The 14,852-nt window shown below is 71.4% G+C and carries 12 protein-coding genes; 7 read left to right on the forward strand and 5 right to left on the reverse strand.

What is annotated here, in order from left to right; genetic code table 11:
• Positions 1-56 precede the first annotated feature (56 nt).
• From QM788_RS10460 to QM788_RS10490, 7 genes are all read left to right on the forward strand, one after another.
• Positions 57-935, forward strand: coding sequence for an inner membrane protein YpjD (locus QM788_RS10460; RefSeq protein WP_415661425.1), 879 nt, complete (start codon positions 57-59; stop codon positions 933-935).
• Positions 932-1,174 carry a PP0621 family protein gene (locus QM788_RS10465; protein WP_415661426.1) on the forward strand — a complete coding sequence of 81 codons (243 nt, stop codon included), beginning with the start codon at positions 932-934 and terminating at the stop codon, positions 1,172-1,174. Before QM788_RS10460 ends, QM788_RS10465 begins: the two co-directional genes overlap by 4 nt.
• Positions 1,171-2,901, forward strand: a complete 1,731-nt coding sequence (locus tag QM788_RS10470) for a sensor histidine kinase (protein ID WP_415661427.1) — start codon at positions 1,171-1,173, stop codon at positions 2,899-2,901. The genes QM788_RS10465 and QM788_RS10470 overlap by 4 nt, the downstream gene beginning before the upstream one ends.
• Positions 2,898-4,346: a sigma-54-dependent transcriptional regulator gene (locus tag QM788_RS10475; protein WP_415661428.1), complete on the forward strand. Its 1,449-nt coding sequence runs from the start codon at positions 2,898-2,900 to the stop codon at positions 4,344-4,346. The genes QM788_RS10470 and QM788_RS10475 overlap by 4 nt, the downstream gene beginning before the upstream one ends.
• Positions 4,347-5,065: 719 nt before the next feature.
• Positions 5,066-7,969: a ribonucleoside-diphosphate reductase subunit alpha gene (locus QM788_RS10480; protein ID WP_415661429.1), complete on the forward strand. Its 2,904-nt coding sequence runs from the start codon at positions 5,066-5,068 to the stop codon at positions 7,967-7,969.
• A gap of 155 nt (positions 7,970-8,124) precedes the next feature.
• Positions 8,125-9,285, forward strand: coding sequence for a ribonucleotide-diphosphate reductase subunit beta (locus QM788_RS10485; RefSeq protein ID WP_415661430.1), 1,161 nt, complete (start codon positions 8,125-8,127; stop codon positions 9,283-9,285).
• Between the two features lie 209 nt (positions 9,286-9,494).
• A complete protein-coding gene (locus QM788_RS10490; RefSeq protein ID WP_415661431.1) occupies positions 9,495-10,088 on the forward strand; it encodes a histone in 594 nt (197 codons plus the stop codon).
• 138 nt (positions 10,089-10,226) lie between these two features.
• Here QM788_RS10490 and QM788_RS10495 read toward each other — a convergent pair whose 3' ends face one another.
• From QM788_RS10495 to aroQ, 5 genes are all read right to left on the reverse strand, one after another.
• Entirely contained in the window at positions 10,227-11,201 is a 975-nt protein-coding gene (locus QM788_RS10495; RefSeq protein WP_415661432.1) for a zinc-ribbon and DUF3426 domain-containing protein, read from the reverse strand.
• A 112-nt stretch (positions 11,202-11,313) separates the two neighbouring features.
• Positions 11,314-12,210 carry a 50S ribosomal protein L11 methyltransferase gene (prmA, locus tag QM788_RS10500; protein WP_415661433.1) on the reverse strand — a complete coding sequence of 299 codons (897 nt, stop codon included), beginning with the start codon at positions 12,208-12,210 and terminating at the stop codon, positions 11,314-11,316.
• 40 nt (positions 12,211-12,250) lie between these two features.
• Positions 12,251-13,600: an acetyl-CoA carboxylase biotin carboxylase subunit gene (accC, locus tag QM788_RS10505; RefSeq protein ID WP_415661434.1), complete on the reverse strand. Its 1,350-nt coding sequence runs from the start codon at positions 13,598-13,600 to the stop codon at positions 12,251-12,253.
• A 241-nt stretch (positions 13,601-13,841) separates the two neighbouring features.
• Complete coding sequence (accB, locus tag QM788_RS10510) at positions 13,842-14,306, reverse strand: acetyl-CoA carboxylase biotin carboxyl carrier protein (protein ID WP_415661435.1); 465 nt, start codon at positions 14,304-14,306, stop codon at positions 13,842-13,844.
• A gap of 64 nt (positions 14,307-14,370) precedes the next feature.
• Positions 14,371-14,817 carry a type II 3-dehydroquinate dehydratase gene (gene aroQ, locus QM788_RS10515; RefSeq protein ID WP_415661436.1) on the reverse strand — a complete coding sequence of 149 codons (447 nt, stop codon included), beginning with the start codon at positions 14,815-14,817 and terminating at the stop codon, positions 14,371-14,373.
• Positions 14,818-14,852: the final 35 nt, after the last annotated feature.

Here is a 14,852-nt window from a genome sequence, read left to right on the forward strand (position 1 = left end):
ATTCGGAAGGGGCCGGGCCGCCGGGACGGCAGCAGGCCAAAAGTACACTGCGGCCCATGAGTTTATCGCCCGCCCCCCTCGGAGACGCCGCTGCCGGCGCCCATGGTGCCGGGCCGGCCGCCGCGCTCGCCGCCGCCAGCGCGCTGGCGCTGCTGGGCTATGTGTGGGTGGGCCTGCGGCCGGCCCGCGCGGCGGCGGGCGAGGCCGCGGCGCACCGCCCGCTGCGCTCGGCGGCGCCGCTGGCGCTGGCCTGGGGCGCGCAGTTCGCCGCGCTGTTCCTGGACATCAGCGGCTACGGCCTGGCCGTGCCGGGCGCGCGCTTCGGCTTCGCGCCGGCGCTGTCCATGACGATCTGGCTGGTGCTGACGGTCTACCTGGTCGAGAGCCGCTTCCTGCCGCTGCAGAGCGTGCGCCGCGCGCTGGCCTGGCTGGCGGCGGCGGCGGTGCTGCTGGCCTGGGCCTTCCCCGGCGAGAGCCGGCCGCTGGCGGCCTCGCCCTGGGCGCCGCTGCACTGGGTGCTGGGGCTGGCGTCCTACGGCCTGTTCGGCGTCGCGGTGCTGCACGCCGCGCTGATGAACCGCGCCGAGAGCCGGCTGCGCCGCAAGCAGGCGGCGTCCGGCGGCCTGCCGCTGCTGCAGCTGGAGCGGCTGACCTTCCAGTTCGTCGCCGCCGGCGTGGGCGTGCTGTCGCTGGCCATCCTGCTGGGCTGGGGGTTCACGCCGCAGTGGAAGTGGGACCACAAGAACCTGCTCGCGGTGCTGGGCTGGCTGGTGCTGACCGGGCTGCTGGTGGGCCGGCGCGTCTACGGCTGGCGCGGGCGGCGCGCCACGCGCTGGCTGTACGCGGGTGCGGCGCTGCTGCTGCTGTCCTATGCCGGCTCGCGCTTCGTGCTCGAGGTCATCCTGCAGCGCGGCGCGACGGGAGGCGTGGCGTGAAGTACCTGCTGCTGCTGGCACTGCTGGCCGGGCTGTTCTTCGTGCTGGGCGCCCGGCGCGGGCGGCCGCGTCCGCCCGAGGCCGACCCGCCCCGGCCGCCCGCGCCGCCGCGGGCCATGCTGCGCTGCGCGGAATGCGGCATGCACCTGCCGGCGGACGAGGCGCTGCCGGGCCAGGGCGGCGTGTTCTGCGGCGCCGCGCATCGCGCCAGCTTCGAGGCGCGGCAGGGCTCCGCTTGAGCGCGGCCACGGCGCCCGCCGCCGCCGGCTGGTTCATCGAGCAGGCGCCGGCCGAGCCCGCCGGGGGCAGCGCGGCGTTCGCCCGGCTGTACCGCGCCTTCGTGTCCGCACGCGCGGCGCTGGGCCTGGCGCTGATCGCCGCGCAGCTCGTCGCCGCGTGGGTGGCGTCGCCGCCGGCCCGCTCCACGCTGGCGCTGAGCGCCTTCTATGCGCTGGCCACCGTCGCGCTGTGGCTGCTGCCGGGGCTGCGCCGCGGCGCGTCGGCGCGCAGCCTGGCGCGCATCAGCAGCGTGCACTGGTGGAGCGCGATCGGGCTGGACCTGGTGCTGTTCGGCACGCTGCAGGCGCTGGACGCCAGCGGCGTCAACTACGGCGCGCTGTTCGTGATGCCGGTGCTGATGGCGGCCGTGCTGTGCCCGCGCCGGCTGGCGCTGGCCACCGCGGCGACGGCCACGCTGGGGCTGCTGGGCTCGTCGCTGTGGCTGCTGATGCTGGGCATGGACGTGAGCCTGAAGACGACCCAGGCCGGCCTGGTGGGCGGCGGCCTGTTCGCCGTCAGTCTGCTGGCCGGCGAGCTGAGCGCGCGCCTGGCGCGCGAGGAGCAGGCCGCGCGCGGCAGCCTGGCGCTGGCGCGGCAGCAGGAGCAGCTGAGCCGGCTGGTCATCGACGAGATGCAGGAGGGCGTGCTGGTGGTGGACCGCCGCGGCCGCGTGCGGGCGATGAACCCGGCGGCGCGCGCGCTGCTGGGCGCGGCCGGCGGCGAGCCGAGCGGGCAGCTGCGCGGCCGCAGCGACTGGCAGCCGCTGGTGCAGGCGCTGGAGCAGGCCTATGGCGGCGGGGCGGCGGCCGGCGAGCTGGACGTGGCGCTGCCGCTGCCGGGCGGCGCGCTGCGCAGCCTGCGGCTGCGGCTGCGCTTCACGCGCCAGCGCGAGGGCAGCGAGGAGCTGTGCGTGCTGTTCGTGGAGGACAACCGCGAGCTGCTGGCCCGCACCCGCCAGGAGAAGCTGGCCGCGATGGGTCGCGTGTCCGCCGGCATCGCGCACGAGATCCGCAACCCGCTGGCGGCCATCGCCCAGGCCAATGCGCTGATCGCCGAGGACGTGGCCGGCCAGCGCGCCGAACCGCTGACGCGCATGGTGGCCGCCAACGTGCAGCGGCTCAAGCGCCTGGTGGACGACGTGACCGAGCTGGCCCCCGGCGTGCAGCCGGCCACCCAGGCGCTGGACGCCAGCGCGCTGGTGCGCGAGGCCTGCGCGGACTGGATGCTGGTGAACGGGCTGGAGCCGGGCGCGGGCAGCCGCTTCCGGCTGCAGGTGGCCGAGCCCGGGCTGGTGGCGCTGTTCGACGCCGAGCACCTGCGCCGCGTGCTCGTCAACCTGCTGGACAACGCGCTGCGCCACGGCGACGGCGGCGCCGACGCGGTGCGCGTGACGCTGGCGCGCGGCGACGGCGGCCCGGGCGCCCCCCCCGGCGGCCCTCCCGGCCGCGAGGCCGCGGGCGCCGCGCTCACGCTGGTGGTGCGCAGCGCCGGCCCGCCGGTGCCGCCGGACGTGGAGCGCCACCTGTTCGAGCCCTTCTTCTCGACGCGCAGCCGGGGCTCGGGCCTGGGCCTCTATATTTGCCGCGAGCTGTGCGAGCGCCATGGCGCCCGCATCGAGTACCGACGCGCCGCCGACGCGGCGTCCAACGAGTTCTGCGTGCATCTGCGCACGCCTGCCGCCCCATGACGACCGCCTCTTCCGCGCCGCGACTGCTGGTCGTCGACGACGAGCCCGACCTGCGCACGCTCTACGAGCTGACGCTGCTGCGCGAGGGCTACGAGATCGACAGCGCCGGCTCGGTGGCCGAGGCGCTGGCGCAGCTGAACGCCCGCCCGTACAGCGCCGTCATCACCGACATGAGGCTGCCCGACGGCTCCGGCCTGGCGCTGCTGCGCTGGCTGGAGCAGGCCGGGCGGCCCGAGAAGGCGGTCGTCATCACCGCCTTCGGCTCGGCCGAGAACGCGGTGGAGGCGCTGAAGGCCGGCGCGTTCGACTACCTGACCAAGCCGGTGGACCTGCGCCAGTTCCGCCTCGTCATCGGCTCGGCGCTGGGCCGCGTGGCCCCGGCGCCGCCCGCCGCCGCGCCGGCCGTGGCGGCGGATGGGCCCACCGCGCCGCGGCTGGTGGGCGAGTCGCCGGCCATCCGCGCGGTGCGCTCGCTGATCGACAAGGTGGGCCGCAGCATGGCGCCGGTGCTGGTGCAGGGCGAGTCCGGCACCGGCAAGGAGCTGGTGGCGCGCGCGATCCACGACCACGGCGCCCGCGCGGGCGAGCGCTTCGTCGCGGTGAACTGCGGCGCCATCCCCGAGAACCTGCTGGAGGCCGAGTTCTTCGGCTACCGCAAGGGCGCCTTCACCGGCGCGAACGAGGACCGTGAGGGCTTCTTCCAGGCGGCCGACGGCGGCACGCTGTTCCTCGACGAGATCGGCGACCTGCCGCTGGCGATGCAGAGCAAGCTGCTGCGCGTGATCCAGGAGCGCTCGGTGCGTCCGGTGGGCGCGACGGCCGAGAGCCCGGTCAATGTGCGCATCCTCAGCGCCACGCACAAGGACCTGTCCGCCGAGGTCGCGGCCGGCCGCTTCCGGCAGGACTTGTTCTACCGCCTCAACGTCATCCAGATCCGCGTGCCGCCGCTGCGCGAGCGGCTGGAGGACCTGGGCCTGATCAGCGCCCGCGTGCTGGCCCGCATCGCGCAGGACGCGGGCGTGTCGCCCACCCCGCGGCTGACGGCCGGCGCGCTGCAGACGCTGTCGCGCTACGCCTTCCCGGGCAATGTGCGCGAGCTGGAGAACCTGCTGCACCGCGCGCTGGCGCTGGCCGGCGGCGAGTGGATCGACGCGGGCGACCTGGGCCTGCCCGACGCGCTGCTGGACGGGGACCGCAGCGAGTCGCAGTTCGCGGCGCTGGACACGCCGGTGGCCGCGGCGCCGGTGGCCGAGGGGCTGTCGCTGCCCGAGCAGCTGCCGGGCGACCTGGCGCAGTACCTCGACGAGGTGGAGCGCGCCATCCTGCTGCGCGCGCTGGAGGCGCACCGCTTCAACCGCACGGCCGCAGCGGCGAGCCTGGGGCTGTCGTTGCGGCAGATCCGCTACCGCATGGCGCGGCTGGCGATCTCGGCCGCTGAAAGTTGACCCCTCGCCCAGCCTCGCCGCGCTGAACGCGGGCGGGTCTGCTCGGTCTTGCAGACCGCGCAGCGGGCCAGCCCGCTGCTCTTCGGCAGGCACAGCGAGCCCACTGGGCTCGCCGTGTCCGGCCTCAGCCCCCGAGGGGATGACGATGCTTGCGGCATTGAGCCGCAAGCACATCGCCCGCCGGGCCGGCTTGGGAGCGGCCCGGCGCTCGGCCCGCGAATTCCGCGCGTCATTGGCCCCTGGGATTTGCCCTGCTTGAATCCTGCGAACCCGGCATTGCGGCGCGCGGCGCGGCTTCGCCACCCCAGCAACGGCGCGGCCTGGCGGCCTGCCTCGGCCCGCCAGGCCAATGCCGGTGCGGGCCGCCGCCTGCGATGCCCGATGCGATCGGCGCATGGCGCCCGACGACGATTTGTCCAGCCCGATCGACGGTCGGGTTTGACGCTAGGGATGTGGCCTACCCAGGGGTCCAGGCACTAGATATAGTGTCCCGTCGTGATATTCTGCGAACCCAGTCGACCCATGGCCCTCTTCCCGGAATCGCTGTGCGCCACGGCCCTGCCGTGGCAGTCGTGCCGCCGGGAGCGCCGCTGCCACAGCGGCCAGGCAACGGACCGGCCGGGCCGAAACACTTCCACCCCAGCAGCGCGCAGCGCGTCGATCCGCCACCGGGTCTGCGCCGCGCATTTGCCCGCCATTTCTTGATGAAGGATTCCCTCATGCTGCATGAAGCCGCCACGGGCCATACCGCCCCTGCCGCACTGAACGCACCGGCCGCGTTTGGATCCGACGCTGCCAGCGCCCCGGCCCTGAACACCTACCAGGCCTACCAGATCATCCGCCGCAACGGCGCGGTGGTGTCGTTCGAGCCCAGCAAGATCGCGGTGGCGCTGATGAAGGCCTTCCTGGCCGTGCACGGCACCAGCGGCGCGGCCTCGGCCAGCGTGCGCGAGACGGTGGAGCAGCTGACCCAGGCCGTCGTGCGCGCGCTGCTGCGCTCGCGTCCGAGCGGCGGCACCTTCCACATCGAGGACGTGCAGGACCAGGTCGAGCTGGGCCTGATGCGCAGCGGCCACCACGAGGTCGCCCGCGCCTACGTGCTCTACCGCGAGCGCCGCGCGCAGGAGCGCGCCGCGCAGGGCGAGGCCGCCCGCGCCGCCGAGCCGCAGCTGATGGTGGTGGACGGCGGCGAGCGCCGCCCGCTGGACCTCGCCGCGCTGAAGTCGCTGATCGCCTCCGCCTGCGAGAACCTGGGCGCCGACGTGAAGCCCGAGCCCGTGCTCGCCGAGACGCAGCGCAACCTGTACGACGGCGTCGCCATCGACGAGGTCTACAAGGCCGCCATCCTGGCCGCGCGCACGCTGATCGAGAAGGACCCCGGCTACAGCCGCGCGACGGCCCGGCTGCTGCTGCACACCATCCGCCGCGAGATCGTCGGCGGCGAGGTCACGCAGGCCGAGATGCAGGCGCGCTACGCCGACTACTTCCCCGGCTACATCAAGAAGGGCATCCAGGCCGAGCTGCTGGACGAGAAGCTGGCGCAGTACGACCTGGCCCGCCTCGGCGCCGCGCTGAAGGCCGAGCGCGACCTGCAGTTCGACTACCTCGGCCTGCAGACGCTGTACGACCGCTACTTCCTGCACATCGAGGACGTGCGCATCGAGATGCCGCAGGCCTTCTTCATGCGCGTGGCCATGGGCCTGGCGCTGAACGAGATCGACCGCGAGGCGCGCGCCATCGAGTTCTACGAGGTGCTGTCCAGCTTCGACTTCATGTCCAGCACGCCGACGCTGTTCAACAGCGGCACGCGCCGCTCGCAGCTGTCGAGCTGCTACCTGACCACCGTCAGCGACGACCTCGACGGCATCTACGAGGCGCTGAAGGAGAACGCGCTGCTGAGCAAGTTCGCCGGCGGCCTGGGCAACGACTGGACCCCGGTGCGCGCCTTGGGCTCGCACATCAAGGGCACCAACGGCAAGAGCCAGGGCGTCGTGCCCTTCCTGAAGGTCGTCAACGACACCGCCGTCGCCGTGAACCAGGGCGGCAAGCGCAAGGGCGCCGTCTGCGCCTACCTGGAGAGCTGGCACCTGGACATCGAGGAGTTCCTCGACCTGCGCAAGAACACCGGCGACGACCGCCGCCGCACGCACGACATGAACACGGCGAACTGGATTCCCGACCTGTTCATGAAGCGCGTCATCGAGGGCGGCGACTGGACGCTGTTCAGCCCCTCCACCTGCCCCGACCTGCACGACAAGTTCGGCAAGGCCTTCGAGGAGGCCTACGTCGGCTACGAGCAGAAGGTGGACCGCGGCGAACTGAAGCTGTTCAAGCGCATGCCGGCCAAGGACCTGTGGCGCAAGATGCTGTCGATGCTGTTCGAGACGGGCCACCCCTGGATCACGTTCAAGGACGCCTGCAACGTCCGCAGCCCGCAGCAGCACGTTGGCGTCGTGCATTCGAGCAACCTCTGCACCGAGATCACGCTGAACACCAACGACAGCGAGATCGCCGTCTGCAACCTCGGCTCCGTCAACCTGGCCCAGCACATCAAGGATGGCGCGATCGACCAGGCCAAGCTGAAGCAGACCGTGCGCACGGCGATGCGCATGCTCGACAACGTCATCGACATCAACTACTACGCCGTCAAGAAGGCGCGCGACTCCAACCTGCGCCACCGCCCGGTGGGCCTGGGCATCATGGGCTTCCAGGACGCGCTCTACCAGCTGCGCACGCCCTACGCCTCGGAGGCCGCCGTCGAGTTCGCCGACCGCTCGATGGAAGCCGTCTGCTACCACGCCTACTGGGCCTCGACCGAGCTGGCCGAGGAGCGCGGCCGCTATTCCTCGTACCGGGGCTCGCTGTGGGACCGCGGCATCCTGCCGATCGACTCGCTGGACCTGCTGGCCGAGGCGCGTGGCGGCTACGTCGACGTGGACCGCTCCGCGACGATGGACTGGGACGCGCTGCGCGCCCGCATCGCCACGCACGGCATGCGCAACAGCAACTGCGTCGCCATCGCGCCGACCGCGACCATCTCCAACATCATCGGCGTCGATGCCTCCATCGAGCCCTGCTTCGGCAACCTGTCGGTCAAGTCCAACCTGTCGGGCGAGTTCACCGTCATCAACGAGTCCCTGGTGCGCGACCTGAAGGCGCTCGGCCTGTGGGACGACGTGATGGTCATGGACCTCAAGCACTTCGACGGCTCGCTGCGCCGCATCGACCGCGTGCCCGAGGACATCAAGGCGCTGTACGCGACCGCCTTCGAGGTCGACACCGCGTGGCTGATCGAAGCCGGCGCGCGCCGCCAGAAGTGGATCGACCAGGCGCAGAGCCTGAACATCTACATGGCCGGCGCGTCGGGCAAGAAGCTCGACGAGACCTACAAGCTCGCCTGGCAGCGTGGCCTGAAGACGACCTACTACCTGCGCACCATCAGCGCGACGCAGGCCGAGAAGAGCACGGTCACGCGCTCGGGCCAGCTCAACGCGGTGTCCGCCGGCGCCGCGCCGGTGATGGCCCAGCCCGCCGCGCCGGTCGCCGCCGTCGAGCCCGAACTGCCGGCGACGGACATGAAGTTCTGCTCGATCGACAACCCCGACTGCGAGGCTTGCCAGTGAATCGGCCGTGGTCCCGGCTTGTATAGACAAGTCGGGGCCGCGGTTTTCGATGCCCTCGCGCAACAAAGGCCGCGCGAATGATGCAAATAGCACTGGCGGGTTCTTGTTGATTCGTACGAGCCCTGCCGATAATTGAACGCGATAGGAAGCACACCATGCTGGATTGGGACGAAGACCTGAAGTCCACTGACACCCACGCCGCGAAGCCGTTCGCGGCCCTGCCTTCGGCGCCGCTGGCGTCGGCCGCCGCCACCGCTTCCTCCCCCGCGCCCCAGTTGTCCGGCGAGTCCACCACCGCGCGCCGCGTGAAGGCCGCCGACAAGCGCATCATCAACGGCCAGACCGACGTCAACCAGCTGGTGCCGTTCAAGTACAAGTGGGCCTGGGAGAAATACCTCGCCACCTGCGCGAACCACTGGATGCCGCAGGAAGTGAACATGAGCCGCGACATCGCGCTCTGGAAGGACCCCAACGGCCTGACCGACGACGAGCGCCGCATCATCAAGCGCAACCTCGGCTTCTTCGTCACCGCCGACTCGTTGGCCGCCAACAACATCGTGCTGGGCACCTACCGCCACATCACGGCGCCCGAGTGCCGCCAGTTCCTGCTGCGCCAGGCCTTCGAGGAAGCGATCCACACGCACGCCTACCAGTACATCGTCGAGAGCCTGGGCCTGGACGAGAGCGAGATCTTCAACGCCTACAACGAAGTCCAGTCCATCCGCGACAAGGACGAGTTCCTGATCCCGTTCATCGACGCGATCATGGACCCGGGCTTCCACACCGGCACGCCGCAGAACGACCAGACGCTGCTGAAGTCGCTGATCGTCTTCGCCTGCCTGATGGAAGGCCTGTTCTTCTACGTCGGCTTCACGCAGATCCTCGCGATGGGCCGGCAGAACAAGATGACCGGCGCGGCCGAGCAGTACCAGTACATCCTGCGCGACGAGTCCATGCACTGCAATTTCGGCATCGACCTGATCAACCAGATCAAGCTCGAGAACCCGCACCTGTGGACGGCCGAGTTCAAGGCCGAGATCAAGGCGCTGTTCCTGAAGGCCGTCGAGCTGGAGTACCGCTACGCCGAGGACACCATGCCGCGCGGCGTGCTGGGCCTCAACGCCTCGATGTTCAAGGGTTATCTGCGCTTCATCGCCAACCGGCGCGCGGTGCAGATCGGCCTGGAGGCGCTGTTCCCGAACGAAGAAAACCCCTTCCCGTGGATGAGCGAGATGATCGACTTGAAGAAGGAACGCAACTTCTTCGAGACCCGCGTCATCGAGTACCAGTCGGGCGGGGCCCTGAGCTGGGACTGACCCCCCAGCCGCAACAAGATCAAGACCTGGCCAATGCAGTCACCGAGCGAAACCCGCACCAGCACCTTCGAGGTGGCGGGGCTGCATGGCGATCCCATTCACCGCACCGAGGCGTTCCTCCTGAGCGACTCTCGGGCGGTGGATAGCCGCATCTGCTCGAACCGGTTCGCGCGGGGCGGTGACTTTTCCACTTGATCAAGGAGAAAACCATGGCAACTGCGAAGAAGGCTCCGGCCAAGAAGGCCGCTGCGCCGGCCAAGAAGGCGGCACCGGCGAAGAAGGCCGCCGCTCCGGCGAAGAAGGCCGCGCCCGCGAAGAAGGCGGCTGCGCCGGCCAAGAAGGCGGCACCGGCGAAGAAGGCCGCTGCACCGGCGAAGAAGGCCGCGCCCGCGAAGAAGGCGGCTGCGCCGGCCAAGAAGGCGGCACCGGCGAAGAAGGCCGCCGCTCCGGCGAAGAAGGCCGCGCCCGCGAAGAAGGCGGCTGCGCCGGCCAAGAAGGCGGCACCGGCGAAGAAGGCCGCTGCACCGGCCAAGAAGGCCGCGCCCGCGAAGAAGGCCGCCGCCCCGGCGAAGAAGGCGGTGCCCGCGAAGAAGGCGGCTGCGCCGGCCAAGAAGGCCGCACCCGCCAAGAAGGCGGCTCCGGCGAAGACGGCGGCCCCCGCCAAGAAGCCCGCCGCCCCGGCGAAGAAGGCGGCGGCGCCCAAGAAGGCCGCCGCGGCCAAGCCCGCTGCTGCGGCCCCCGCCGCCAAGACGGCGCTGAGCCCGCAAGCCGCCTGGCCCTTCCCCACCGGCAACAAGCCCTGAGCGTCTGACGGAACGGGCGGCCTGCCGCCCCGTTCCGCCCGTCGCCGCGAAACCCGGCCCGCGTCTGCGGCGCCGGGTTTTTTTTGTTGGCGTGCATTCCCAGGCCGTCCCGGCGCCACGGCGGGCGCGGCCGGCGGCTCAGGGGTGGAAGATGTTGACGCTGTAGCCGCTGACGCGCTGGCTGCCGGTCGTGAAGTTCAGCGACAGCGCCTGCTCCGAATGGGCGGCCAGCTGCCGCAGCGGCGGGCTCATGGCCTCGGGCGCCAGCACCCGGCGCGCGAGCGGCGTGCCGCCGGCATCGGTGAGGCTCAGCTCCACCCAGGGCATCGCGACGTCCACCGCGGTCTTGTTGCGCAGCACCAGGTTCAGCCGGTAGCTGTTGCCGCTGCCGACCGGGTTCAGCGACGTGGACTCGATGCCGAGCGCATCGATGCGGCGCCACGGCTTCAGCTCGCAGCCGAAGGCGCTGCACAAGCCCTGCAGCGGGCCGCGCAGCGGCGGATGCAGCGCGGCCAGCGCATCGCGGAAGTGCAGCGCGGCCTGCAGCAACAGCAGCACGAACAGCAGCGCCGCCGCTACCGCCAGCGCCAGCCGCACGCCCGGCCGCTGCCAGCGCGCGCTGTGTTCGGCGCGGCGCATGAACTCGGGCACGGCGGCCGACGGCGCTGCCGGGGGCTCGGCCGCCATCGTCGGCGGTTCGGCGGCCACGGCGGCGGGCGCATCCTGCGGGCCGGCGTCGTCGGCCCAGCGCGGCTCGTGGCGGGTCGTGCCGGTCGCCCAGCCGGCGGGCAGCATGTCCACGGGCGGCGCCGCCGGCTCGGGCGGCGGCGTCCACTCGGGCGCTGGCGGCGGTGGCTCGGGTTCGGGCTCCGGCTCGGGTTCCGGCAGGGCCGGCTGCGGTTCCGGCGTCTCGGCCTGCGGCGGCGTGAAGGCGGTCGGCCAGGCCGGCGGCTCCTCGCGTTCGATGTCGAACAGCAGTTCGCGCGCGTCGAAGATCTCGGCGCAGCGGCCGCAGCGCACCCAGCCGTCCGAGACGCGCAGCTGGTCCTCGACGATGCGGAAGACCGTCCCGCAGGCGGTGCAGCGCGTGGCGAGGCTCATGGGCGCGTCCATCGTGCGGCTCCCCGGGGGCGATCCTGCGCGGCGTTCATTGACGCACCCTTCGGCCTGCGGCCTGTCCCGCCAGGCGGGAGCGAGCTTGCTTGGGGGCGGCCCTGCGCGGCGCTCATACCTGCCGCCGCGCGGTCATGAGGATCCAGCCGTCCTCCTCGTCGCCGACGTCGAGGGCGAGCCAGGGCGCGTAGGCCGCCTTCAGCTCGTCGGCCTGGCGGGACAGGATGCCGGCCAGGATCAGGTGCCCGCCGGGCGCGACGTGCCTGCACAGCAGCGGCGCCAGCAGCTTCAGCGGCGTGGCGAGGATGTTGGCGATGACCAGCGGGTACTCGCCCCGGGCCAGCTCGGGCAGGCCGGTGTTCAGCGTGACGCCGTTGGCCGCCGCGTTGTCGCGCGACGAGGTGATGGCGGCCGGGTCGATGTCCACCGCGTCGATGTCCTGCGCGCCGTGCAGCGCCGCGCCGATGGCGAGGATGCCGGAGCCGCAGCCGTAGTCCAGCACCCGGGGCCAGCCGCCGCCGTGCGTGGCGATCCAGCGCAGGCACATGCGCGTCGTCGGGTGCGTGCCGGTGCCGAACGCCAGCCCCGGGTCCAGGCGCATGACGCGCCGGGCCTGGGGCGGCGCCTCGTGCCAGCTCGGCACGATCCAGAACTCGGGCGTGATCTCGACCGGCGCGAACTGGCTCTGCGTCAGCCGCACCCAGTCCTGCTCGGGCACGGCCTGGATGGCCTGCACATGGACGTCGGCCGCCCAGTCCTGGGCCAGCAGCAGCGTCGCGGCCTCGGTGGCCTCGGGTTCGCCGGGGAACAGCGCCTTGACGACGGAGCGCTCCCAGCCGGCCTTGGGGGCCGGCATGCCGGGTTCGCCGAACAGCGCCTGCTCGGCGTCGGTGTCCGCATCGGCGTCCTCGACCGACACGGCCAGCGCGTCGATCTCCATCAGCGCGTCGCTGACGGTCTCGACGTCCGCCTCGCGGCATACCAGCGCCAGCTCGAAAAGGTGGCTCATGTCGCACACTCCCAGGCGGCTGCCGTGGCGCCGGCCCGGGTCATCGCTTGCGGGCGGCCATCCAGCCTTCCAGGTAATGGATGCTGGTGCCGCCTTCGATGAACTTGGCGTCCGCCATCAGCTCGCGGTGCAGCGGGATGTTGGTCTGGATGCCTTCGACGACCGTCTCGCTCAGCGCGATGCGCATGCGCGCCAGCGCCTGCTCGCGGGTGTCGCCGTGGACGATGATCTTGCCGATCATCGAATCGTAGTTGGGCGGCACGAAGTAGTTCGTGTACGCATGCGAGTCCACGCGCACGCCGGGGCCGCCGGGCGCGTGCCACATCGTGATGCGGCCGGGCGAGGGCACGAACTTGACCGGGTCTTCCGCGTTGATGCGGCACTCGATCGCGTGGCCGCGCATCTCGATCTGGCGCTGCGTGAACGGCAGCTTCTCGCCGGCCGCGATCTTGATCTGCTGCTGCACGATGTCGATGCCGGTCACCAGCTCGGTGACCGGGTGCTCCACCTGCACGCGGGTGTTCATCTCGATGAAGTAGAACTCGCCGTTCTCGTACAGGAATTCGAAGGTGCCGGCGCCGCGGTAGCCCATCTTCCTGCAGGCGGCGGCGCAGCGGTCGCCGACCTTCTCGATCGTGCGGCGCGGGATGCCGGGCGCGGGCGCCTCCTCGATGATCTTCTGGTGGCGGCGCTGCATCGAGCAGTCGCGCTCGCCCAGCCAGACGGCGTTCTTGAAGGTGTCGGCCAGCACCTGGATCTCCACGTGGCGCGGGTTCTCCAGGAACTTCTCCATGTAGACCTCGGGGTTGCCGAAGGCCGCCCCCGCCTCGGCGCGCGTCGTCTGCACCGCGTGCACCAGCGCCGCCTCGGTGTGGACGACGCGCATGCCGCGCCCGCCGCCGCCGCCGGCCGCCTTGATGATGACCGGGTAGCCCACCGAGCGGGCGATCTTGATGATCTCCTTCGGGTCGTCGGGCAGCGCACCCTCGGAGCCCGGCACGCAGGGCACGCCCGCGCGGATCATGGCCTGCTTGGCCGACACCTTGTCGCCCATCATCCGGATGGACTCCGGCGTCGGGCCGATGAAGGTGAAGCCGCTGCGCTCGACGCGCTCGGCGAAGTCGGCGTTCTCGCTGAGGAAGCCGTAGCCGGGGTGGATGGCCTCGGCGTCGGTCACCTCGGCCGTGGCGATGATGGCCGGCATGCTGAGGTAGCTCTGCGCGGACGGCGCCGGGCCGATGCAGACCGCCTCGTCGGCCAGGCGCACATACTTGGCGTCGCGGTCGGCCTCGGAGTAGACGACGACCGACTTGATGCCCAGCTCGCGGCAGGCGCGCTGGATGCGCAGAGCGATTTCGCCTCGGTTGGCGATGAGAACTTTTTTAAACATGGTCACTCGGCTCCATCGCCCCTGTTCGCTGCGCGAACCGCGCAATTTGCCGTGCCTGCGGCACGTCCACGCATCGCGTGACCGCCTCGATTGGCGATGAGAACTTTTTTAAACATGGTCACTCGGCTCCATCGCCCTTGTTCGCTGCGCGAACCGCGCAATTTGCCGTGCCTGCGGCACGTCCACGCGTCGCGTGACCGCCTCGGTGGGCGATCAGGACCTTCTTGAACATCAGAAGCCCTTACTCGAGGATGAACAGCGGCTGGCCGAACTCGACGGGCTGGCCGTTCTCGACCAGGATCTTCGTGATCGTGCCGCTCTTGTCGGTCTCGATCTCGTTCATGATCTTCATCGCCTCGATGATGCAGATGGCCTCGCCTTCCTTGACCTGCTGGCCCACGTCGGCGAAGGGCTTGGCGTTCGGGCTGGACGCGCGGTAGAAGGTGCCGACCATCGGCGAGGTGACGACGTGGCCGGTCTCGACGGGGGCCGGCGCGGGCGCGGCGGCCGCCGGGGCGGCGGCGGGCACGGCCGCGGCATGGACGACCGGCGCGGCCGGTGCGGCATAGACCGGCTGCGCGGCCACGGCGGCGGCCGGGTCGGACTTGACGATGCGGACCTTGCCGTCGGCCTCGGTGATTTCCAGTTCGGAGATGTTGGATTCCGAGACCAGGTCGATCAGGGTTTTGAGCTTGCGCAGGTCCATGGAGGGCTCCAGGCGATGTAGTTGTTGTGGGGGAGGGGAGGCGGGCGGTGGGCGCGGCGCCGGGTCAGGCGCCGGCCTCCAGCGATTCGAGCGCGTGGCGCAGGGCCAGGCGGTAGCCGTTGGCACCCAGGCCGCAGATCACGCCCACCGCCAGCTCGCTCAGGTAGCTGTGGTGGCGGAAGGCCTCGCGGCGGTGGATGTTGGACAGGTGGACTTCGATGAAGGGCAGGCCGACGGCCGCCAGCGCGTCGCGGATGGCGACGCTGGTGTGCGTGTAGGCGGCTGGGTTGATCAGGATGAAGCGGGTGCCGTCGCTGCGCGCGGCCTGGATGCGGTCGACCAGCGCGCCCTCGTGGTTGCTCTGGAAGCTGTCCAGCGTGGCGCCGGCATCTGCGGCGATCTCGCGCAGTTCGGCGTCGATCTGGGCCAGGGTCTGCGAGCCGTACACCTCCGGCTCGCGGCTGCCGAGCAGGTTGAGGTTGGGTCCGTGCAGGACGAGAACTTGCATCAAACACGTGGCGGGCGAGGGGCCGGAACGGTCCAGGG

Origin of the sequence: Roseateles sp. (assembly GCF_047654785.1) — a bacterium.
Classification (GTDB): Bacteria; Pseudomonadota; Gammaproteobacteria; order Burkholderiales; family Burkholderiaceae_C; genus Pelomonas.